Annotated in this window: 22 protein-coding genes and 1 tRNA gene; 9 read left to right on the top strand and 14 right to left on the bottom strand. The window is 62.1% G+C overall.

Annotated features, from left to right (window positions below; all coding sequences use genetic code 11):
* The first annotated feature begins 93 nt into the window (after positions 1 to 93).
* From ACE3OA_RS06010 to ACE3OA_RS06000, 3 genes are all read left to right on the top strand, one after another.
* Positions 94 to 1,005, top strand: coding sequence for a phytanoyl-CoA dioxygenase family protein (locus ACE3OA_RS06010; protein WP_374308922.1), 912 nt, complete (start codon positions 94 to 96; stop codon positions 1,003 to 1,005).
* Positions 1,006 to 1,029: 24 nt separating this feature from the next.
* Entirely contained in the window at positions 1,030 to 1,473 is a 444-nt protein-coding gene (locus ACE3OA_RS06005; RefSeq protein ID WP_374308920.1) for a CoA-binding protein, read from the top strand.
* 216 nt (positions 1,474 to 1,689) lie between these two features.
* A complete protein-coding gene (locus ACE3OA_RS06000; protein ID WP_374308918.1) occupies positions 1,690 to 1,953 on the top strand; it encodes a hypothetical protein in 264 nt (87 codons plus the stop codon).
* 95 nt (positions 1,954 to 2,048) lie between these two features.
* Here ACE3OA_RS06000 and ACE3OA_RS05995 read toward each other — a convergent pair whose 3' ends face one another.
* Positions 2,049 to 3,110: a transglycosylase SLT domain-containing protein gene (locus ACE3OA_RS05995; protein ID WP_374308916.1), complete on the bottom strand. Its 1,062-nt coding sequence runs from the start codon at positions 3,108 to 3,110 to the stop codon at positions 2,049 to 2,051.
* 339 nt (positions 3,111 to 3,449) lie between these two features.
* Here ACE3OA_RS05995 and ACE3OA_RS05990 point away from each other — a divergent pair, with 339 nt between their 5' ends.
* Positions 3,450 to 5,024, top strand: a complete 1,575-nt coding sequence (locus tag ACE3OA_RS05990; RefSeq protein ID WP_374308914.1) for an ATP-binding protein — start codon at positions 3,450 to 3,452, stop codon at positions 5,022 to 5,024.
* 42 nt (positions 5,025 to 5,066) lie between these two features.
* On the opposite strand, the gene ACE3OA_RS05985 is transcribed toward ACE3OA_RS05990, so the two are convergent.
* The gene (locus ACE3OA_RS05985) at positions 5,067 to 5,234 is read right to left on the bottom strand and encodes a hypothetical protein (RefSeq protein WP_374308912.1); all 168 of its coding nucleotides are present in this window, start codon (positions 5,232 to 5,234) and stop codon (positions 5,067 to 5,069) included.
* 241 nt (positions 5,235 to 5,475) lie between these two features.
* On the opposite strand from ACE3OA_RS05985, the gene ACE3OA_RS05980 reads away from it, so the two are divergent.
* Positions 5,476 to 5,955, top strand: coding sequence for a PAS domain-containing protein (locus tag ACE3OA_RS05980; RefSeq protein ID WP_374308910.1), 480 nt, complete (start codon positions 5,476 to 5,478; stop codon positions 5,953 to 5,955).
* A 9-nt stretch (positions 5,956 to 5,964) separates the two neighbouring features.
* On the opposite strand, the gene ACE3OA_RS05975 is transcribed toward ACE3OA_RS05980, so the two are convergent.
* From ACE3OA_RS05975 to ACE3OA_RS05945, 7 genes are all read right to left on the bottom strand, one after another.
* Positions 5,965 to 6,396, bottom strand: a complete 432-nt coding sequence (locus tag ACE3OA_RS05975; RefSeq protein WP_374308908.1) for a CBS domain-containing protein — start codon at positions 6,394 to 6,396, stop codon at positions 5,965 to 5,967.
* A gap of 121 nt (positions 6,397 to 6,517) precedes the next feature.
* The gene (gene scpB / locus ACE3OA_RS05970) at positions 6,518 to 7,570 is read right to left on the bottom strand and encodes an SMC-Scp complex subunit ScpB (protein ID WP_374308906.1); all 1,053 of its coding nucleotides are present in this window, start codon (positions 7,568 to 7,570) and stop codon (positions 6,518 to 6,520) included.
* Complete coding sequence (locus ACE3OA_RS05965) at positions 7,567 to 8,496, bottom strand: ScpA family protein (RefSeq protein WP_374308904.1); 930 nt, start codon at positions 8,494 to 8,496, stop codon at positions 7,567 to 7,569. The genes scpB and ACE3OA_RS05965 overlap by 4 nt, the downstream gene beginning before the upstream one ends.
* Positions 8,496 to 9,194, bottom strand: a complete 699-nt coding sequence (locus tag ACE3OA_RS05960) for a site-2 protease family protein (RefSeq protein ID WP_374308902.1) — start codon at positions 9,192 to 9,194, stop codon at positions 8,496 to 8,498. Before ACE3OA_RS05960 ends, ACE3OA_RS05965 begins: the two co-directional genes overlap by 1 nt.
* 61 nt (positions 9,195 to 9,255) lie before the next feature.
* Positions 9,256 to 10,260 carry a beta-N-acetylhexosaminidase gene (nagZ, locus tag ACE3OA_RS05955; RefSeq protein WP_374308900.1) on the bottom strand — a complete coding sequence of 335 codons (1,005 nt, stop codon included), beginning with the start codon at positions 10,258 to 10,260 and terminating at the stop codon, positions 9,256 to 9,258.
* A gap of 23 nt (positions 10,261 to 10,283) precedes the next feature.
* The gene (locus ACE3OA_RS05950) at positions 10,284 to 11,495 is read right to left on the bottom strand and encodes an SPOR domain-containing protein (protein ID WP_374308898.1); all 1,212 of its coding nucleotides are present in this window, start codon (positions 11,493 to 11,495) and stop codon (positions 10,284 to 10,286) included.
* A 131-nt stretch (positions 11,496 to 11,626) separates the two neighbouring features.
* The gene (locus ACE3OA_RS05945; protein WP_374308896.1) at positions 11,627 to 12,820 is read right to left on the bottom strand and encodes a deoxyguanosinetriphosphate triphosphohydrolase; all 1,194 of its coding nucleotides are present in this window, start codon (positions 12,818 to 12,820) and stop codon (positions 11,627 to 11,629) included.
* A 188-nt stretch (positions 12,821 to 13,008) separates the two neighbouring features.
* On the opposite strand from ACE3OA_RS05945, the gene erpA reads away from it, so the two are divergent.
* Entirely contained in the window at positions 13,009 to 13,359 is a 351-nt protein-coding gene (gene erpA, locus ACE3OA_RS05940) for an iron-sulfur cluster insertion protein ErpA (protein ID WP_374308894.1), read from the top strand.
* Positions 13,360 to 13,373: 14 nt separating this feature from the next.
* Positions 13,374 to 14,168 carry an exodeoxyribonuclease III gene (gene xth, locus ACE3OA_RS05935; protein ID WP_374308892.1) on the top strand — a complete coding sequence of 265 codons (795 nt, stop codon included), beginning with the start codon at positions 13,374 to 13,376 and terminating at the stop codon, positions 14,166 to 14,168.
* A 112-nt stretch (positions 14,169 to 14,280) separates the two neighbouring features.
* Here xth and ACE3OA_RS05930 read toward each other — a convergent pair whose 3' ends face one another.
* Complete coding sequence (locus tag ACE3OA_RS05930) at positions 14,281 to 15,006, bottom strand: sugar phosphate nucleotidyltransferase (protein ID WP_374308890.1); 726 nt, start codon at positions 15,004 to 15,006, stop codon at positions 14,281 to 14,283.
* A gap of 272 nt (positions 15,007 to 15,278) precedes the next feature.
* Between ACE3OA_RS05930 and ACE3OA_RS05925 the strand changes: the two genes are divergently transcribed.
* Positions 15,279 to 15,354: transfer RNA gene (locus ACE3OA_RS05925), tRNA-Asn, on the top strand.
* Positions 15,355 to 15,408: 54 nt separating this feature from the next.
* Here ACE3OA_RS05925 and ACE3OA_RS05920 read toward each other — a convergent pair.
* Both ACE3OA_RS05920 and ACE3OA_RS05915 read right to left on the bottom strand, forming a co-directional pair.
* Positions 15,409 to 16,182, bottom strand: a complete 774-nt coding sequence (locus ACE3OA_RS05920) for a class II glutamine amidotransferase (RefSeq protein ID WP_374308888.1) — start codon at positions 16,180 to 16,182, stop codon at positions 15,409 to 15,411.
* Positions 16,183 to 16,221: 39 nt separating this feature from the next.
* Positions 16,222 to 16,794: a hypothetical protein gene (locus ACE3OA_RS05915; RefSeq protein ID WP_374308886.1), complete on the bottom strand. Its 573-nt coding sequence runs from the start codon at positions 16,792 to 16,794 to the stop codon at positions 16,222 to 16,224.
* 283 nt (positions 16,795 to 17,077) lie between these two features.
* Here ACE3OA_RS05915 and ACE3OA_RS05910 point away from each other — a divergent pair, with 283 nt between their 5' ends.
* Positions 17,078 to 17,512, top strand: a complete 435-nt coding sequence (locus ACE3OA_RS05910) for a hypothetical protein (protein WP_374308884.1) — start codon at positions 17,078 to 17,080, stop codon at positions 17,510 to 17,512.
* A 214-nt stretch (positions 17,513 to 17,726) separates the two neighbouring features.
* On the opposite strand, the gene ACE3OA_RS05905 is transcribed toward ACE3OA_RS05910, so the two are convergent.
* Together ACE3OA_RS05905 and ACE3OA_RS05900 are read right to left on the bottom strand one after the other, a co-directional pair.
* Positions 17,727 to 18,992: a hypothetical protein gene (locus ACE3OA_RS05905; RefSeq protein ID WP_374308882.1), complete on the bottom strand. Its 1,266-nt coding sequence runs from the start codon at positions 18,990 to 18,992 to the stop codon at positions 17,727 to 17,729.
* A gap of 127 nt (positions 18,993 to 19,119) precedes the next feature.
* Positions 19,120 to 20,043, bottom strand: a complete 924-nt coding sequence (locus ACE3OA_RS05900) for a phosphotransferase (protein WP_374308880.1) — start codon at positions 20,041 to 20,043, stop codon at positions 19,120 to 19,122.
* Between the last annotated feature and the right edge of the window lie 5 nt (positions 20,044 to 20,048).

Raw genomic sequence — 20,048 nt, 5'->3', positions numbered from 1 at the left:
AATTTTATGACTCGCCTCGTCGACGCCCCTCGACCGTCCTGATTTCGCGGGATATTCTGAAAACCTCGCATCGCGGCTCGGGAACGATATCCGATGGAACTCACACAATCGTCGAATGAAGCGGGCGCAAAAAATCTGGCACTTCTCACGGCCGACCAATGCCAGGATTTCTGGCGGGACGGTTATCTGCTGGTGAAAAACGCGCTGACGCCCAGCGAACTCAAGGCCCTGCAGCAGGAATTCGACGGCTGGGTGGCCGACAGCCGGCAGCATGACAAGCCCTGGGGCGTCATCGCCGACGGTCGCCCGCGCTTCGACCTGGAACCGGGGCACACGGCCGAGCGCCCTGCCCTGCGCCGCGTCAACTCGCCCACGGAAATCTCGGCGCACTACGATCATGTTATGGCGGAGAGCCGCATCCCGGCACTGGTCGCCGACCTCATCGGGCCCAACGTCAAATTCCATCACGCCAAGATCAATTCAAAGCTGCCGGGCGCTGCCACTTTGGTGAAATGGCACCAGGATTTTCCCTTCACGCCGCACAGCAATGACGACCTCGTCACCGCCCTCATCTTTGTCGACGAGGTCACCGCCGAGAACGGCCCGCTTGAGGTATTGCCAAGCTCGCATAAGGGGCCACTTTACGATTTGTGGCACGATGGCCGTTTCACCGGCGCGGTCGACCAGAAGCTCGAAGCCGAATTGCGCGCCAAGTCCGTGCACTGCATCGGCCCAGCCGGCAGCGTCTGCTTCATGCATACGCGCCTGCTGCATGGCTCCGCGCCAAATCGATCGCAACAAGCTCGCACCCTCTTCATCTGCGTCTATTCGGCCGAGGATTCCATTCCGCTTTCGCCCAACCCATTGCCCAGCAGCCATGAGGGGCGCGTCGTGCACGGCAAACGCACCGGCCGCGTGCGCTGCGTCGGCAATGAACTGCCGCTGCCGCAATTGCCCAAACAAGCTTCCTTCTTCGCCCAGCAAGCCGCGACCTATGACGGCTGAGCTTTCACAGGATCACAGGTTCCCATGACAGATGCTGACGATGCCACCCTGCGCCGCATCCTGGAGCGGACCAAGATCATCGCCCTGGTCGGGGCCAGCCCGAAACCGGAGCGGCCGAGCCATGGTGTGATGCGCTTTCTGCAGCGCTTCGGCTACCGCGTCATTCCGGTCAACCCGGGCCTTGCAGGGCAGATCCTGAACGGCGAGCGCGTCTATGCCCGTGTCGCCGACATTCCGGAAGCCAAGGCCGGGCAGATCGATCTGGTCGACATCTTCCGCAATTCCGATGCCGCGCTCGAACCCACGCGCGAGGCGATCGCGGTAGGCGCCAAGACGGTCTGGATGCAATTAGGCGTCGTCAACGAACCCGCCGCCGCTGAAGCCCGTGCGGCCGGTCTCGACGTGGTGATGGATCACTGCCCGGCTATCGAGATTCCCAGATTGGGAATTACAGCAAAAGCAGGCTGAAGCCTCGACCCGAGGCGCACCGATGCCGCGAGCTTCGCGGCACGAGCCGGCAATCCCATCCATCTTTCAAGCCAGCAGCCAGCCGCCAATTAGCACGCGGTCCTGGATCAGGGTTGAACGTTGGTATAGACAAGCCCGCCGCCACCGCCATCCTTGGCGCTGGCCATTGATTGCGTTATGGTTGTTGCATTCGGGGATGAGTTGTTGAGGGAAGTAATGACGCGGGTAACAAGTACCGCCAGCGCCGCCGAGCGGCCGAGCGATATCGAACTTGGCTGGCTGGCGAAGGGGCTGAAACAGCCCGGCGGCAAGCTGCCGCTGTTCGACGAATGGGGCCAGAAGGTCAACGAGCGCACGATCCGCGCCTGCATCGACCATGGCTGGGCCGAACCCTGGTTCACCAATCCCCTCAAGCCTGACTGGCTGGTCTGCAAACTGACCGATGCCGGCCGCCGCGCAGTCGAAGCGAAGAATCACTAGCATAAGTCTGAGGCCCTAGCGGGTCCGTTCGGATCGCGCCTATGATCCTGGAAGCCGCTTCTCGGTGGCCCGTTGCCGCCGGTGAGTGACGCCCCTTAGATCGCTGACGATGAGCGCAGCAGATCCAGATGCAGGGGATCGTCGAGGCGGTTGAAGAGACTGCCATCCTGGGCTGCGGCACTGATGCGCTCTGCGGCCGCCGATTTTCTTTCGTCACCATCGGCCCCTTCCTCACGACCGACCGGCAGGGCCGCGAGGGTTACCAGCATCAAGGGCGACAGCAGGCTGCCGACCTTGCCCAGACCGCTGCTGCCCGACGCGTCGGCCAAGACCGTATCGCTGGGACGGGCGTTCGCGACCGTGCGGAAATTACCGAAGAAGGCGGCGTTGGGGCTGACCGGCAGCGAGGTTGCCAGGGCGACGATCGCGTTGCTGTCGCTATCATTGACGGCGACAAGGGTATCGTTCGTAACGGCAGTGGGCGTCGAATTGCCTTCGAGCGAGGCGTAGGCTGCCATATCCGCATCCATCGACGCCGCGAACTTGTCGTAGATTTCAGAGACCGTCTTGGCACGGCCACCCTCGGTATAGAAGACGTTCCGGTTCGCGGCCGCCGCCTTGGGGAACAGGCCGGCGCCGGTGCGCTCGGGGCTTTCTTCCATCGTGCGCAGGAATTTGAGCGCGCCGCTGAGCCCCAGAAAATGGGCCATGTAGAGGTCGGTGCCGTTGACATCGCGCCCGAGCTTTTCTTCGAGCTTGGCCTTGTTGTCGGCGGCATGTTCGGCGGCCATGGCGGCGGCGAAGGTCGGGTCGCGGCGAAGCTCGAGGATCTCCTTGCGCAAGGCCGGGTCGGTTACCGTGAAATGACCATCGGAGCGGCGCGTGATTTCGGCGGCGAGGTCGCCTTTGCCATATTCCGCGCCATGATTCTTCACGACCCCCAGCCAGGTCTGCTCGACGAACTGATAGAGGCCGGCGGCCGATGACGTCTTGGCCTGGGCGGCGGGATCGAAGCTGCTTTCGCGGTTGGCCTGGGCCATCAGGTAGGAGAACTCGACCCCGGTCGAAAGGCTCGCCTGCTGAATGCCGGCAAGAACGTCGGAGCGGATTGAGAGGTCTTGGCCGGTAGCGTTGGTGACAGTCACAAGGGGCGTCATGGCATCACCTGCCACGTATCGGGGCGGAAATAGCCGAAGACGGCCCCGGAAAGTACCGGCGAACGCCGACCCGCACAGGTCTGCGACACGGCATTTCTTGCCGAGCTAGCACCTGATATGTCCGCCATCCGAGCCATCAGAACAGTGCTTTCCCATCCAAAAGGGGGATTTGTCGCTTTCCTAAGCCACATCTGAGCAATCGGCGTGCCAAGTGAATCGGCCGGGCTAATCGAACCACCCGACCATTCCGTGGGCCCGGGAAGCTTGTCCCTGCTCGCAGGGCGGGGTTAACATTATGCCTGCCCAACCTCCGCAAGAAAAAATGCCTGACGAGGTGCCGTGAACCCGGAAGACTTCCATCGCATCGTCTTCGAGAGCGCGGATATCGGCATCTATATGACTGCCCATAGCGGCCGGCTGCTGTCCGTCAACGCGGCGCTTGCGGCGATGTTCGGTTATGCCTCCCCCGATGCCATGCTGGCGGCGGTCGGTTCCGACGCGGCGCCGCTCTATGCCGATCCCGGTCAGCGGGCGCGGCTGCTGGAGAAGATGAAAGTCACGGGGCATCTCAGCAACGACATCAGCGAAATGGTCCGGCCCGACGGCGGGCATCTGTGGATATCGGAATCCGCCTCAATGCATGCGGAAGGTACGCAGCCGCCCGTCATGATCGGCACCGTCATCGACATCACGGCCTTGGTCAACTCAGAAAAAGCCCTGCGCGCGGCCGAGGAGCGCTATCGCGGCCTGTTCGAGAATGCGCTCGACGGCACCTACATCACCAGCCTCGACGGGCACATGATCAGCGCCAACCAGGCATTGGCCAGGATCAACGGCTATGACACGCCCGAGGAACTGATCAACGCGGTCAACGATATCGCGGTCGAATGGTATGTCGATCCCAGCCGGCGCGATGCGTTCGTACACGCCGTCGAACGCGACGGTATCGTGCGCAACTTCGAATCCGAAATCTATCGCCACAAGACGCGCGAGCGCATCTGGATATCCGAGAACGCCCGCGTGGTGCGCGATGCCAAAGGACTGCCGCAGCATTACGAGGGCACGGTCGAAGACATCACAGAACGTAAGAATTTCGAGCGGCAGCTGATGATGGCGCGGCGCGAAGCCGAAACGTCGAACCGGGCAAAGACGGAATTTCTGGCCAGCATGAGCCATGAGCTGCGCACGCCGCTTAATGCCATCATGGGCTTTTCCGAGCTCATCGCGCTGATGACGCGCGATGGTCAGGGCCAGCCGCGCATCAATGAATATGCACAGGATATCCACGCCAGCGCGCGCATCCTCTTTCGGCTGATCGAAGAGATCCTCGACTACTCGAAGCTTGAATCTGGCAAGGCCACCATCGAGGAGGATGAGGTCAATCTGGGGGAGATCGTGCGGCAATGCGCCACCATGATCGCGACGCGCGCCGCCAAGGGTCAGGTGACCCTATCGCTCGATCTGCCGGCGGACCTGCCGCGCGTGCGGGGCGACTACCGCCGGCTGCTGCAGATCGTCCTCAATCTGCTGACCAATGCCGTGAAGTTCACACCGCCCGGGGGCGGTATTGCCGTGAGCGCGGCGCTGGAAGCAGACGGTGGGCTCAGCCTCACCGTGACCGATACCGGGATCGGGATCCCCGCCAAGGATCTGGAACGCGTGTTCGAGCCCTTCGTCCAGGTCAACCGGTCGGCCTTCCACCAGCAGGAGGGAACGGGGCTGGGCCTGGCCATCTGCCGCAGCCTGATCGAGCTGCATCAGGGGCGAATCGAGATCCGGAGCCAGCCCAGCGAAGGCACGTCAGTCCGCGTATTCCTGCCACCGAACCGGATCATGGCCCGTATCGTGGCCGAGCCTGAGGGCGAAACGGCGCATCACCGGCCGGCCGTTCTGCACCAGCAAGATCAAGGGTGACGGCCGACCGGCGAACAGCCAATGGTTTCAATTTTTAGGGGATCAGCGTGCGCTCCAGGGGCCGGCATAGGGATGCAGATTGCCGGTGCAATAATCGGCATTGGTGATCATGCCATTACCGCTGCAATTCGTATCAAAGATGCGGCTTTCGGCGCAGGCTGTCAGCAGGAGCAACGCGCCGACAAGGATAAGTTGTGAATGCTTCATCATGGAAACCTCCAGCGAACCAATTTGAGTATTCCCGGCGGCCTTACCTTTGCGAGTCAGAGCCGCACAAGAACACTACCAATAAATTTCCAGTAACACCGGCCCCAACACCTGCCGCTTGCGAAAGTTGCGTTCTGGATGAAATAGTTCGCATAGCATGATAAATTAACTACATTTATGGTTCTTAGGCGAAGCGGGAACGAGGGGCGTTCCGCGCCTGCGGACCCAGAGACTAGATGGCTGGATGACCAAGATCGACATGGAGCCACCTTTCGACATTCCGGAGCCGCGCCTGCGGTCGCTGTATGACTACTGGCACAGCAAGATGCATGGCGACTCCCTGCCCGCCCGGACCGATATCGATCCGCTCGAGATGAAGCAGTGGTTGGGCAATCTGATGCTGATCGAGTTTCATGGCGACGTCTCGGACTACCAAATCCGGCTCGACGGTACCAATCTCGAGCATTATTACGGCACGCGCCGTACCGGCTTCGGGGTCGAGAAATTGACCAGTGAAGACGAACGACGGTTGCTGATGGAGCAGTACAGCGCCGTGCTCGATGCCAAGCAGCCGGCCTATTACGAAGCGGATTTCACCAACAGCGACGGCGTCTATTCGCGCCAGGCCAAGCTGATCCTGCCGCTCTCGGCTGACAAGGAGCGCGTCGACATGGTGCTGGTGGGGATCTATTTCCGTTCCACCGAGCAGGGCGATTTCGCCTAAGCGCCGCTGCTAACCGCGAACGATGTAGTCCCGCAACGATTCAGCTTCCCGCTCGGCATCTTCAACGCGGCGCTTAACCACGTCGCCGATTGAGATCATGCCGATGATCCGGCCATTGCTGCGCACGGGCAGATGGCGAAAGCGCCGCTGGGTCATCAACGCCATGGTGCTGGCCACGGAATCCTCGGGGCTACAGCAGACCACCGATGTCGTCATGAGGGTCGATACCGTGCGGCCCAGAACCCCAGCGCCTTCGCGGGCGATCTGCCGAACGATGTCACGTTCCGAAACGATGCCGACCATTTCGCCACTCCCGGCCAGGACGGGCACCGCGCCGATATTCTCGCGCGTCAGGATTGCGGCCACATCGGCGAGGCTGTCGCTATCTTTGACGGAGATCAGCCGATCCGGCTTTTGCTTGAGGATGCTCGCAACTGTCATCGCAGCCACCTCTCTTTCAGACTGAAGGATCAGTCACTGGATAAGAGCGTAGCGTGGTTTACCGATAACGCAATATTTTTGCGCAAGCTAGATGACGCGCGGCAGTCAGTCCTAGGGGCGCTTACCCCAGACCCGTCTTCTTGCCACCCTCGACGGTTTCGTCCTCTGCGACAGGGTCCTCGTCGCCCGCATCCGCAGCGTCGCCCTCGTCGATGTCGATCTCATCTTCGTCGTCGTCATCGCCGGAATCGTCGTCGGAATCGTCGTCCTCATCCGCTTCAGCTTCATCCGCGTCTTCGTCGGATTCTTCGTCTTCGTCCTCGTCATCCTCGTCGAGGTCATCTTCGTCTTCGTCATCCTCGGCGGCGGGATCGATCGCTTCTTCGTGTTCTTCCGCAGGTGCGAAGACGCCGGTCGCCTCCTCGTCCCCTTCGGCGCGGGCGAGCAGTTCGGCCTCATAAGCGTCATCGGCCAGGCGTTCTTCGACCAAGGCCTCATTCGGCGCCGGTTCCTCGGCTTCTTCCTCGTCGGCAATGGGCTCCGGCTCGCCCCGCAGTTCGATGGCGGCGGCTTCTTCTTCGTCGGCGGCGCCATCAGGCGGCAGGACCTGCGTGCCCTGGGTGCCCAGAGTGGAGATGGCCGAGCGGGAATCGAGAAGGCCCGCGGCGCGCAATTCTTCCATGCCGGGCAAGGCTTCGCAGCTTTCCAGGCTGAAATGTTCCAGGAAGCCGGTGGTGGTGCCCCAGGTGACCGGACGGCCCGGCGTCTCGCGCCGACCGGTCGGCTTGATCCAATCGGCTTCGAGCAGTGAGTCCAGCGTGCCTTTCGAAATGGCGACGCCCCGGATCTCTTCGATCTCGGCGCGGGTCACCGGCTGGTGATAGGCGATGATGGCCAGGGTCTCGACAGCGGCGCGGGTCAGCTTGCGCACCACCTTGCGCTCGATCGACATGCGGTGCGACAGATCCGGCGCCGTACGGAACGCCCAGCGCCCTTCAAACTGCATGAGGTTCACGCCGCGATTGGCATAATGGGCCTGAAGTTCCGCCAGCAGCCCCTTGACGTCGGCATCGTCCGGCAGGCGTTGCGCCATCACTTTTTCGGTCAGCGGTTCCGAGGCAGCGAACAGGACGGCTTCCAGGAAGCGCAGGGTCTCGAATCTATCTTCACTCATGATGACGTCACTTCACTGGGGGATAGGCTGGCGGACGGGTCGGCCCGCTTCATGTAGATGGGGCCGAACAGACCGTCCTGGCGCAGGTTGATGATGCCGGAGCGCGCCAGTTCCAACGAGGCCGCGAAGGTCGCGGCTACGGCCGCGCGCCGCTGCAGCGGCTGCTTCAGGCCATCAGGCAGGAAGTTCTGCAGGATGGTCCAGTCCAGCGTGTGGCCGATGATATCGCCGATCCGCTTTAAGGCATCGTCCATGGAGAACAGGTTAAGCGGCTGGATCTGCAGCATACCTTCGCGACGACGGCCGGGATGCGTGCCGTAGGCCTTGAGAAGCTCATGCAGCGAAAGCTCGAAGACCGGAATGTCGACGATCTTCAGCGGTTCGGACATGCCGCGGGTGAAGGTGTCGCGACCGAGCTGCGGCAGGTTCATCATCGCCTGCCCGGCTTTCTGCATCGCCTCAAGGCGCTGCAGCTGGAAAGCCAGGGCGGCGGCCAGCTCGACGCCGGTCGGCTCGCCATCAGCCGGCGGCTCGGGCAACAGCAGGCGCGACTTGAGATAAGCGAGCCACGCCGCCATGACGAGATAATCCGCCGCCAGTTCCAGGCGCAGCTTGCGGGCATGATTGATGAAAGAAAGGTATTGGTCGGCAAGCTCGAGGATCGAGATCTTCTTGAGGTCGACCTTCTGCTCGCGCGCCAGGGTCAGGAGAATGTCGATCGGCCCTTCATAGCCGTCGAGGTCGAGGCGCAACTCTCCATCGTCATTGGCCGCGACCGGGGGGGCCTCATCGCCGACGGGCTCGCTCGGCGGCTCCTGGGCGGCAGCTTCCTGGGAGGGCGTCTCATCTGCGGGCACGGGGGTGTCATCGGCGACAGCAGGTGTCTCCGGCGTTTCCGTCTCGTCATCGACAATCCAAGACGCCATCAGCCCTTCAGCCCCGTCAGGGTTACAACAAGATGCAGGAGATAGTCGGAAGCCGGCCCCAAAATCCAGCTTAAAATATTGAGATCCATACCCATCTGCGTCCCGACCAGGGGCAGCAGGAAGATGAGGCCGAGAAGGATGATCATGCCGTATCGCTCGGTCCGGAAGAACGGCCGCGCCAGGCTAGGCGGCAGCAATCCGCCAAGGACCCGGCCGCCATCCAGCGGCAGCAAAGGCAACATGTTAAAAAGAGCCAGCATCACATTGAGACGCAATGAGTTTATCAGCGTCTGAACCGACCATTCGGCAAACCATTCCGGCGCCAGGACGGCCGCATGGATGAGCAGCGCCGAAATGACGGCAAGGATCATGTTGCTGGTCGGTCCGGCCAGGGCGACCAGGGCTGAATCCCGGCGGAAGTTCTTGAGGCGCCGGAAATTGACCGGCACAGGCTTCGCGTAGCCAAAGAGGAAGCCGCTGCCGGTGAGCAGCAACAGGCCAGGCAGGATTACCGTGCCGAACGGGTCGACATGCTTCAGGGGATTGAAGGTCACCCGCCCCTGCAGAAAGGCCGTGTCATCGCCCAGGCGCCAGGCGACGAAGGCATGTGAGGCCTCGTGCAACGTGATGGCCAACAGCACGGGCAGCGCCCAAGTCGTGGCGATCTGCACCAAGCTGCCGAAATCGAGTCCGTTCAAGGAAGGCTCCTGAGAGTGCCGGTTTAACAGCCGCACCCTTTTCCGCTCTTATTTCACAATTTCAAGCCATTAAGGCTGAGAGCTCAGCTTTGAGATCAGCTTGGTCGAAATCCGGATCGGCGTTGAGGCGTCGCTGGCCCTGTTCATATCGGGCAAGGCCGGCGGAAGACAAGGGCTTGGTCCCGCGCAGAACCCGCTCCATTTCCGTCATATCCCCATTGCAATGCAGGACCACGTCGCAGCCGGCTTCGAGACTGGCCTGCGCCAGTTCGTCGAGGCCACCCTTGAGCGCCTTCATCGACAGATCGTCGGAGAGCAGCAGGCCGGAGAAGCCGATCTCGCCACGGATGATCTCGGCAATCACGGTCCGACTCAGGGTTGCCGGCTGGTCCGGATCGAGGGCCGTGTAGATGATATGCGCCGTCATGGCCCAGGGAATGTCATGGAGCGCCCGGAACGGGACAAAATCGGATTCGGCCAGCGTGTCGAAATCGGTATCGACCCGCGGCAGGTCGAAATGGCTATCGACCATGGAGCGGCCGTGGCCGGGAATATGCTTGATGATCGGCATGACCCCACCGGCAAGCAGCCCTTCGGCGGCAGCCCGGCCAAGATCGGCAACCAGATAGGGGTCCGTGCCGAAAGCGCGGTCGCCAATGATGTCATGCGCGCCGACCATGCGGACGTCGACCAGAGGCGCGCAATCGACGTTGATGCCCAGCGCGCGCATCTCTCCGGCCATGAGTTCATGGTTGACGCGAACAGCCTCCGCCGCCCGAGCCCGGTCCGTTGCGGCGATGGCGCCGAACTTGTCGGCCGCCGGCGGATGGCGCCAATGCGGGGCCTTGAGCCGCGCCACGCGACCGCCTTCCTGATCGATCAGGATCGGCGCATCCGGCCGCCCGATTGTCGCGCGCAAATCGTCGGTCAGACGTTTGGCCTGCGCCGGGTCCACCAGGTTGCGCGCAAAGACAATGAAGCCCAACGGATCGGCCGCGCGGAAGAACTCCCTCTCCGCCGCGGTCAATTCAGGCCCGGCGCAGCCCAAGATTGCTGCCAAAGGCATTCGACTCTCCCAGATGTATCGCTTTAATTTGCGACGATACAGGCTTGATTTTTTTGCTTTAACTTGGCGCAGAGCTGCTTTGCGCTGGCCTTATCCTGCAGCGGGCCGGCTTGGATGCGGTAATAGACTTCGCTCGCCGTCTTGTTGAACCGCTCGACATGCAAAGTGAGCCCGCCCAGGAGTTCCGGGTTGGCTTTCTGGATGCGCGCCCATTCCTTCTGTGCCGCCGCCTCGCTTTTCACGGCCGCAAGCTGGATGCGCGCGGAACCAGTCACCGTGGGCTCCGCCGCCGGCGCCGCGGCAGGTGCGGCTTCGGCCGGGGCCTGTTCGGCGGGAGCCGCCTCAGCCGCTGCCGTCTGGGTATCGGCGGCCGGCGCGCCTTCGGCTGGCGCATTTTCAGCCGTTGCCGGTACCGCCGTTTCGGCCGCGCTAGGCACGTCGCCCGGCGCCGGAACCGTCGGGGCCGGGACCGATGGAATGGCATCGACAGCGGGGGCCGGCACCGTCGGCACAGCAGTCCCGGCATCCGCCGCGGGCGCTGTCTCAGGCGTCGCCGGCGCCTCCACTGGCGGGGTCGCCGGCTGTTCAGGCGCGGGGAGGACCGTCTCGCCCTCAGCCGGTGCACCGGTGCTCTCGCCATTGAGAATGGCGACATCCTGGTTCGGCACTTCCAACCCGCCTTCGTCGGCAGGCTTTACTTTCTCAGGCGAACTGTCGGCTGTGATGACCGGCACCGGCTCATTGCCGGGCTCGCCGCCACCGCTCCAGAACCAGAAGCCGACCAGGGCGATCACCAGGACGCCACCGGCGAGCAAGCGATTGCGAAAACGCCGGCGGCTTTTGGCAGCTTCGGCCTCGGCATCCGAAATATCAGCCAAGGGCGGCGCCCCGATGCCGGCCAGCAGATCCGGCTGTTCGGAGAGTTTCAACCCGGTCATGCGCGCAAACGGGGTGTCGACGCCCTCGCCTGCCGGCTTGCTGTGACCGAGCGCCATGCTGGGATCCGGCGCCGTCAATGTCGGCCCCACCTCGAACAACGCTTCGCCGGACGTCAAACCATGTTCGGCACCCGCCTCAGCAACCGGCTCACCGCCGGCCGCAGGGCCACCCACAGGTGTTTCGACCGGCGCCGCTGTCGCGGCTGGCGGTGTCGGCGCCAGTTCGCCACGCAGCCGGCTGAGGGCGGCGGCGACATTGGCCTGGATCTGGTCTGGGCGGGGTGGTTCCGTCGTCATCTAACGCTGTCCTTGACGCCATAAGTCGGGGGCCGGCGAAAAACGCCGAGCCAAGCTGGAATCAAACCAGCAATAGTCCGAGTCGGTCAAGCCACAGGCCGGTGATCACCCAGCTTAAAGCATAGATTTGCTTAGGATTTTTCTGAAACAAGCGCACGGTCGCCGAACAGCTTGGCATGGCATTCCAGAGCGAATTTGTCGGTCATGCCGGCGATATAGTCGGCCACCACCCGCGCGCGCGCGCGCCGGTCGCCATGATCCGCTTCCCGCGACCATTCCGGCGGCAGCAATTCCGGCTCGTCGAGATGGCGCAGGAACAGGTCGGTCACCACAGTCTTTGCCTGGGCCATGGTGCGGTTGATGCGCTCATGCCGGTACATGCGCTGGAAGAGGAACTTCTTGAGGCCGATGTCATTGCCACGCATCGCATCTGAGAAAGCGATGACCGGCTCCGTGCGGCGACGCAGATCGGCCACGCTTGAGAGATTACCGGCCGAGATCCGACGCGCGCTTTCGCTCAGCACGTCGCTGACCATCACGTTGATCATGCGCCGCACCGATTCATGGATCATCCGGGTCTGCTCAAGACCGGGATAGAGCGTCGCCACCTCGGCAAACACCGGCCCCGCCAGCGGCACATCGCGGAGGTCTTCGATCACAAACAGGCCAGCGCGCAAACCGTCATCGATGTCGTGGTTATTGTAGGCGATATCGTCGGAAAGAGCCGCTACCTGCGCCTCGGCGCTGGCAAAACCGTCAAGTTCGAGTGACCAGGCGCGGTCGAAGGCGGCGATCGTTTCCGGGACACCCTGGGCGAGGTTGCGGGCACCGGCATGGGGTCCGCGCAAGGGGCCGTTATGCTTGACGATCCCCTCCAGCATCTCCCAGGTCAGATTGAGACCGTCGAACCCGGCATAGCGACGTTCCAACGAGGTCAGGACGCGGAAGGTCTGCTCGTTATGATCGAAGCCGCCCAGCTCGACCATGCAGGCATTCAGGGCCTCTTCGCCGGCATGGCCGAAGGGCGGATGACCGAGATCGTGCGCAAGCGCCAAGGCTTCGGCCAAATCCTCGTTCAGGCCCAAGACCCGGGCGATGGTGCGCGCGATCTGCGCCACTTCCAGGCTGTGGGTCAGCCGCGTCCGGTAGTGGTCGCCCTCGTGATAAACGAAGACCTGGGTCTTGTGCTTCAGGCGCCGGAACGCCGCCGAATGCACCACCCGGTCGCGGTCGCGCTGATAGACCGAGCGCATCGGGCTCTCGGTCTCGGCGATCAGGCGGCCGCGGGTTTCGGCGGGATTGCAGGCAATAGGAGCAAACGACATGATCGGACCCTAACAGGCGCTCCAGAGCATGACTATTACAGAAATCGGCCTATCGCCTCTCGCCGGCGGGCGAAAAAACATAGTCCGTGTAAGGGCATAGATGCCAGCCATGCAATGCCGGCGTTTGACATTCGGCCACGACGCCCTAAATACTTGGGCAAGTTCCCGCACCAACCGAAGTGACAGCCATGCCCGACACCGCCGAAGCGACGCGCCAGGTTACCGTCAGCGAAAGTGCCGCCAAACGCATTGCCGCCCTGATTGCGATGGAAGGCGATGCCGATCTGATGTTGCGCTTGTCCGTTTCAGGGGGCGGCTGTTCCGGTTTCCAATATGGCTTCACCTTCGACAAATCGGTTCAGCAGGACGACCGCATCTTTGAACGCGACGGCGTCAAGGTGGTGATCGACGACACCTCGCTCGATCTCCTCACCGGATCGGAAGTGGATTTTGTCGAGGATCTGGTCGGCGCATCGTTCCAGGTACGCAACCCCAACGCCACGTCGAGTTGCGGCTGCGGCAGTTCCTTCTCCGTCTGACCTGATCCATTCCGGTGAAGATCGCAACCTTTAACGTCAACTCGCTGCGCGCGCGGCTGGCCAATGTGTTGGACTGGCTGCGCGAGGCGTCGCCGGACGTGGCCCTGCTGCAGGAAATCAAATGCACCACGGCGGAGTTTCCGCGCCTGGAAATCGAGGCGCTCGGCTACCATGCCGAGGCCTTCGGCCAGAAGACCTATAACGGCGTCGCCATCCTCTCAAAGACAAAATTCAAGGTGGAACACAGCGCCCTGCCCGGCAACGATGCCGATGAGCAGGCGCGTTACCTCGAGGCGGTGGTTGCCGTGCCGCACGGCACGCGCTGGAAGCATGTCCGCATCGCCACAATCTATCTGCCCAACGGCAATCCGGTCGAGAGTGAGAAGTATCCTTATAAGCTCGCCTGGATGGAGCGCCTCAAGCGCCATGCGGCCGAGTTGCTGAAGCTGGAGCAGCCCACCATTCTCGGCGGCGATTACAATGTCATCCCGACAGATGCCGATGTCTACGATCCGGCAGCCTGGGCCGAGGACGCCCTCGCCCGCCCACAGACTCGCGCCAAGTTCCGCGAGATTCTCAATCTCGGCTATACAGATGCCTTCCACCATCTGCATCCGGAAGGGCATCGCTATACGTTCTGGGATTATCAGGCGGGACGCTGGCAGCGCGACGAAGGCTTGCGCATCGATCATCTGCTGCTCTCACCACAGGCAGCCGATTGCCTGGTGGCTTGCGAGATCGATCGATCCCCACGCGGTCGCGAAAAACCCAGCGACCACACGCCGATCTGGTGCGAATTGAAGCTTTAGGGACGGCGCCAACCTCAACTCATCGTCATTGCCGGGCTTGACCCGGCAATCCACCGTTGCACTGGAAAGAGTGGATGCCCGGGTCAAGCCCGGGCACGACGCATAAGCAGCTTTAGAATTCGGTGACCAGCTGCGAGACTCGCTCGTGATCGGCGGGGAAATCGACTTCGCCCCACAGGCTGCCTTCGATATTGCAGGTCTCGACCTGGTGATGCTCGGCGATCTGGCCGATGGCGCGCAGATACCACCACTTCACGCCTTCCGGCGTATACATCAGCGATTCGAGCGTGTCGGTGAAGAGCTTGGGGCCATCGCCGCGGAAGAGCAGCATGCCGATCGATTCGCCATTGGTGCGCTCCGGCGGCAAGGTCTTGCCGATCTCCAGAAGACGCGTGCCCTTGAGGTGCACCTTCATGTCGTCGGAGTCATAGGACTCCTTCTTGTCGATGGTGACGGTGATCGGCGCCTGTGGGCTCGCCATCAGCTTCTGGAAGATCTTCGGCTCGATGACGGTGTCGCCATTGAGGATGACAAAGTCGGTCGCCATCTCGTGACGCGCCATCCAGCAGGAGGCGAGATTGTCGGCAAGCTTGTAGAACGGATTGTAGATGGTGCGGATCTTGAGCTTCGGGCCTTCCAGCTTCTTCAGCAGCGCCACCACATCCTGCGCATGATAGCCGACGACGACCGCGATCTCGTCGACACCGCCCTGGGTCAGCGCCCAGATCTGCCATTCGATCAGCGTCTTGTCGCCCAAGGGGAGGAGGCATTTCGGCCGCCCTTCGGTCAATGGCAACAGTCGCGAACCCTGGCCCGCGCTCAAAATGACGGCCTTCATGGAAACTCCGATAGCTTGCGTGTCCGAGCCGGTCGCCCGGGCAGGAACTTGGCGGAAAGGATGACAATTGGATTGGCGCCGGAGAATCTTGGATGTGAGCCCCGCTGTCAACCCCTGCGCGGCATTGGTGCGACAATTGGCTTCCCTGAAATTCGACGTAGAATCAGTTGTTTGAGGAGCCACGGAAAGATGAAGAAAGCTGTTGGCATCCGACCGGGGGTTCTGCTATATGCTGCCCCATCGCGCCGGGCTCGAGGGCTCTGGCAGCGTATTCCTCGATAGCTCAGTTGGTAGAGCGTCGGACTGTTAATCCGCAGGTCGCTGGTTCGAGTCCAGCTCGAGGAGCCAATTCGAACGGGCCGGAACACCCCAGGGTGCTCCGGCCCGTTTCGCTTTGGGGTCTTACGCCGGCAGAAATGGGACCATATCGATCCGCGTGTTGCGCTCCGTCACCAGCATCTGGCCAGCCGGCACCTCGTGCCAGCAGCGCTGGTCATCGTCGAGCGGCTCCGAGACGACCAGCAACTGATCGTCCTCATACCGCCAATAGAGAGAGGGCGGCGTTTCGTCGGTGGCGAAGCGGACTGCAAAGATCTCGGCACCGTTGGTGAAGACCGAGGTAAAGCGCAGCGGCTCGGCGATGTTCGCCTGCTTCATCAGTTCGACCACGGCTGCCAGCGCCTTCTGCGCCGCGCCCATCGGATCACGATCAAGGCCGAGGGATAGCATCAGATAGAAGATCAATTCGCTGTCAGTCGTGCCGAGGCGATGGACGTAATAGGCATCGTCGACCAGGGCTTCGATCTTGCGGCGGATACGATCGTAGCCGCCAACCTGGCCGTTATGCATGAACAGCCATTTGCCGTGACTGAAGGGATGGCAATTGGCCCGCGACGTCGCGGTCCCGGTCGACGCGCGCACATGCGCCAGGAACAGGCCTGAGCGTATCTGATGGGCGATCGAGCGCAGATTGGCATCGTTCCAGGCCGGGAGAATGTCCCGGTAGGTTCCGGGCACCGGGCGTTCGGCATACCAGCCGATGCCGAAGCCGTCGCCATTGGTCGTCACATGGCTGCGGCGCGCGTTGAGACTCTGATGAATGAGCGAGTTCTCCGTCTCGAAAATCACCCGGTCGAGATAGATCGGCTCGCCGCAATAGGTCAGCCAGCGGCACATGAATTCCTGTTCTCCCACAGAATGTCGATTGCCGTCAGTTCACGCGGTGCTCTCATAGTGCGGCACCTCGATCAACCGACGCGTTCCGGCGGCCACGTCGTAGATATGAAACGAATCCATGTTGCGTCCATAGAGGTGGAGGCTGACGCAGGTCTGCCGCTCAAGCGGCACACCGGTCATGTGGATGTGGTCGGGATTGGGCACGAAACTGGAAATCGCCGAGGGGCTGAGCAGGGTGACGCCGCCACGCTTCAGGGCGATGCCGGAATTGCCATGGATCTCGCCCGCGACGGACATGTAGGAGCGTTCCTCCAGCATGCCGCGGACGACGCCGACAACGCCCCAACTACCGTGATCATGAACCGGCGTCCACTGGCCCGGCAGCCAGACGAGGGAGAAGAGCGACAAATCCCCTTTCGGACAGATGTAGATGGCGTTGCGCGCATAGTGGTCGGGATCCGACCTGAAATGCTCTTCCGAGAGAAAGGTGTCGGCATCGGCGATCAGCGCATGCATCAACGGGGGAATGGCGGTGACCCTATCGTGCGGCTCGGGCTTTTCGCCGATCACGGCGTTGCACTGGGCGATGAAATTGGTCAGAGACTCATGCATGATTTACCTCGGTTAAAGCCGAGTGGCTCGCCATGGACCGGGTGCCAAACCGGGCAAAATCGGCCGCGATCCCGCCGACCGCTGCTGTCGCCCAGGACCCTTCCATGCCTAGTCCCTCCGCCAAGATGCGGCAAATCTGAAGAATTGCCCTGATTCCCGCAAGGCTATCTGTGAAATAGTTAAAGAGATATCAAAGAGATAAGGCGGAGCACCCATTTCCGGTCTCGCTGGCATGCTGCATGCTTGGCTTGGAGCAGCCAGACCACTTTTCGGGACCAATCCGATGCGCCTCTCTCATCTGCCCCTCCTCTTGCTGCTGAGTGCCGCCGCCTGCACCTCGACCGAGATGATGGCCAAACCCGACATCACCGCCAGGGTCGACCAGCCGCCGGAAGCAATGGCGAATTGCCTGGCGCAGGCGCTGGCAAATGAATTTCGCGGGGCCGCCCCGGATCTGCTCTTCTTCGGGCCAAAGGCCGAGATCAGCGTTTATGCCCCGCGCGGTGGGCTCATTGCCTTTGTCACGGTCGAGCCTCACCCCAATAACAAGGCGTTGGTGAAGTTCTACAATGGCGACCTCTATTGGCCGACCCATCAGGTGAGCGGCGTGTTCCCGGACATGGCGCGTGACAATTGGCACCGGGCCGATGCCGCCATAAAAGCCTGCGTGCCCACCACCGCCGGCATGCCGGTGGCTTCGCCGTTGCCGGCTTCCTGAGCGCCGAATTGCAGCCCCAAGGGGCCCGGTCAGGCTCATCCCCGCAGAACGTATCAACCGGGGGAGCAGCCGTGATCGGCAAAGAGATTCTGGCCGCCTTGGGCCTCTAGGTCGCCATCCTCTCTTCCGGCCAATTGCTGTTCAAGAAAGCGGCGCAGAATGCCGGCACCATCGGCATCACGCTCACAATCTCCGGCTTGGTCGTCGTCGCGCGCTAGACCGCGAGGATGCCGCCCTCCTGCAACACCGTGACTTTCAGCGCATCGTCGGCGCCGGATATGCCGTAGACCGGGATGGCCGGCAGGCTGTTGTAGACAAAGGGCGTCGAGAAATAATAGGCGGCGGTGTCGTGCAGCATCACGAAGTCGCCGGGCTCCAGCAGCGGCAGAGCCCTGGCATGAGCCACGACATCGCCGGCGAAACAGCATGGCCCGGCCACATCCTGCACCACCTTCGGGCCGGATTTCGGCCGCGCCTGCGCATCGAGGGCACTCACACGAATCTTCCACAATTCCGGCATGAAAACGGTACGCGTCGCTACCTGGGCGCCGGCATGGGTGATGGCGATAGGATGCCCGCCCTGCTCCTTCGTGTATTCGACACGGGCCAGGATGAAGCCGGCCTTGGCAAGCACTGAACGGCCGAATTCGGTGATGACACGGAATTCGCCTGAGAAGAGATCCGGCACAGCCTTGCGCAAGGCCGCGACGTAATCGGCAAAGCTCGGCGTCACCTCGTCGCTGGCGAAATTGACCGGCAGGCCGCCGCCGATATCGAGGGTCGCGATCTGCTTACGGCCCAGGCGCGCATTGATTTCATGCGCCAGGCCGAAGGTCTTGGCGATGCCCGCGGCGATGAGGTCGAGAGGACAACCTTGCGAACCGACATGCGTGTGCAGCGCATTGAGCCAGGGGCGCGCCGCGTAGGCGTCGAAGATGCGCTGGCGGTTGTCGCCGTCCTCAAGACCGATGCCGAATTTGGAACTCAAGGTCGCTGTGCTCATGGCGGCGATGGCGCCACCGCCCACCTGCGGGTTGATACGCAGGCCGATGATCGAAGCGGACTTGTTCTTGGCAAGCCACGCGTCGACCCGGGCCAGTTCCTGGAAATTGTCGATGTTGAGGGTGGCGCCATGGGACAGCGCCGCATCGATCTCCCAATTGGTTTTGGCCGGGCTGTCGAACACGATCTCGCCGCCGAGGAAGCCGGCCTTTACCGCCGCCTGATATTCGCCGGGGCTCGCCACTTCGCAGGCCATGCCCCATTTGCGCACCAAATCCAGCACGGCCGGCATGGTGTTGGCCTTGGCCGCGAAGGCATGCGTGAAGAAATTGGGAAAGGACGAACGCAGGTCATGGATCGTCGCATAAAGCGCGTCCGTGTCGATGATGCCGATCAGCGGCGCATCCTCGACCAGCAATCCATCTTGATAGGCGCGCGCGGCAATCGCGGCCTTGCGCGGCGATATGGTGTCATCCATCCCCGGTCATCCCTTGAGACGCAAATTCCAGGGCGTCATAGAGACGGCAAAGAGGAAAGAAAGGCAACCCTATTGACGTAATCGCTGCCCTGCAGCTTCGGCATGGCCCACTGGGAAAAGGTTGTTCTCAGCCGTCTATCACCGCCTGGATATGGCGGCCGAAATCAGGCCTGCCCATCAGCTTCTTGCAGCGCTCGAAGCGGTTTACCGCATAGGCCCAGAAATCATCCGCCGGGTTCTGATTGACGTGCTGGATGATGCCCCATAGCGTCCACAACAGGTCGCACATCGCCTTATAGAGCACCATGCGACCACGGTCGGTCGTCGGCACCTTTCCGCCGAAATAGGCCTCGAGCAGCACCTCGTCCTGCTCCGGGCCGAAGGCGGCCTCGACCGAGACATCGCCCAGATCCCACATCGGGTCGTTGTTGCCGGCATATTCCCAATCGATCACATGAACCATCTTCCCGGTGTCCAGAAAGTTCTCGGCCAAGGGATCGCAATGGCAGGGCGTCAGGGGCAATGACCGGACACCGAGGGCGCGACGCACACTCTCCGCGTCACGCTTCACATCATGATATCCGTCCGGCAACGGCGCCGACTTCTTCTCCAGGATGCCGAGATATTCATCGATCATCTGGAACAGCTCGAAGCGGTTGAGGAACGGCCTGCCGCAATCATGCACCTTGCGCAGCGCTTCGGCCGAACGCCGGACAGAGCCCAGATCCTTGAAACGTTCAGCATTCATCGTCTGCGCGCCTTCGATAAAGCCGGCCAGTTGCACGCCGTCGGTCTCGTCGAAGAAGATCAGCGGCGCATTGACCTCGATATCGGAGGTGACGCGGGCAGCATGCGCTTCATTCCTGCGGGATATGTATTCACTTGTTCCTTCCCCGGGAATGCGCAAGACGAACTTTCCCTTGGGCGTGCCGAGCAGATAGTTACGGTTGGTGAGGCCACCGAGTCTTTCAGTTTGCACCTCGCTCACACCCAGGCCAGCCAGCAATGGAATGCGGCGCATCGCATCGCCAATGAGCTTTTCGTCTCCCATCCTCT

This window comes from Dongia sp. (genome assembly GCF_041906375.1).
Classification (GTDB): Bacteria; Pseudomonadota; Alphaproteobacteria; order Dongiales; family Dongiaceae; genus Dongia.
This window is presented reverse-complemented; position numbering and strand designations above follow the sequence as displayed.

Excerpts from the sequence above, each read along its gene's own strand:
- ACE3OA_RS05910 (WP_374308884.1), top strand. The coding sequence starts at position 17,078 with ATGCGCCTCTCTCATCTGCCCCTCCTCTTGCTGCTGAGTGCCGCCGCC.
- ACE3OA_RS06000 (WP_374308918.1), top strand. The coding sequence starts at position 1,690 with ATGACGCGGGTAACAAGTACCGCCAGCGCCGCCGAGCGGCCGAGCGAT.
- ACE3OA_RS05995 (WP_374308916.1), bottom strand. The coding sequence starts at position 3,110 with ATGACGCCCCTTGTGACTGTCACCAACGCTACCGGCCAAGACCTCTCA.
- scpB (WP_374308906.1), bottom strand. The coding sequence starts at position 7,570 with ATGAGTGAAGATAGATTCGAGACCCTGCGCTTCCTGGAAGCCGTCCTG.
- ACE3OA_RS06010 (WP_374308922.1), top strand. The coding sequence starts at position 94 with ATGGAACTCACACAATCGTCGAATGAAGCGGGCGCAAAAAATCTGGCA.
- ACE3OA_RS05930 (WP_374308890.1), bottom strand. The coding sequence starts at position 15,006 with ATGAAGGCCGTCATTTTGAGCGCGGGCCAGGGTTCGCGACTGTTGCCA.
- ACE3OA_RS05975 (WP_374308908.1), bottom strand. The coding sequence starts at position 6,396 with ATGACAGTTGCGAGCATCCTCAAGCAAAAGCCGGATCGGCTGATCTCC.
- ACE3OA_RS05980 (WP_374308910.1), top strand. The coding sequence starts at position 5,476 with ATGACCAAGATCGACATGGAGCCACCTTTCGACATTCCGGAGCCGCGC.
- ACE3OA_RS05985 (WP_374308912.1), bottom strand. The coding sequence starts at position 5,234 with ATGATGAAGCATTCACAACTTATCCTTGTCGGCGCGTTGCTCCTGCTG.
- ACE3OA_RS05950 (WP_374308898.1), bottom strand. The coding sequence starts at position 11,495 with ATGACGACGGAACCACCCCGCCCAGACCAGATCCAGGCCAATGTCGCC.
- ACE3OA_RS05945 (WP_374308896.1), bottom strand. The coding sequence starts at position 12,820 with ATGTCGTTTGCTCCTATTGCCTGCAATCCCGCCGAAACCCGCGGCCGC.
- nagZ (WP_374308900.1), bottom strand. The coding sequence starts at position 10,260 with ATGCCTTTGGCAGCAATCTTGGGCTGCGCCGGGCCTGAATTGACCGCG.
- ACE3OA_RS05905 (WP_374308882.1), bottom strand. The coding sequence starts at position 18,992 with ATGGATGACACCATATCGCCGCGCAAGGCCGCGATTGCCGCGCGCGCC.
- erpA (WP_374308894.1), top strand. The coding sequence starts at position 13,009 with ATGCCCGACACCGCCGAAGCGACGCGCCAGGTTACCGTCAGCGAAAGT.
- ACE3OA_RS05920 (WP_374308888.1), bottom strand. The coding sequence starts at position 16,182 with ATGTGCCGCTGGCTGACCTATTGCGGCGAGCCGATCTATCTCGACCGG.
- ACE3OA_RS06005 (WP_374308920.1), top strand. The coding sequence starts at position 1,030 with ATGACAGATGCTGACGATGCCACCCTGCGCCGCATCCTGGAGCGGACC.
- ACE3OA_RS05900 (WP_374308880.1), bottom strand. The coding sequence starts at position 20,043 with ATGGGAGACGAAAAGCTCATTGGCGATGCGATGCGCCGCATTCCATTG.
- ACE3OA_RS05965 (WP_374308904.1), bottom strand. The coding sequence starts at position 8,496 with ATGGCGTCTTGGATTGTCGATGACGAGACGGAAACGCCGGAGACACCT.
- ACE3OA_RS05915 (WP_374308886.1), bottom strand. The coding sequence starts at position 16,794 with ATGCATGAGTCTCTGACCAATTTCATCGCCCAGTGCAACGCCGTGATC.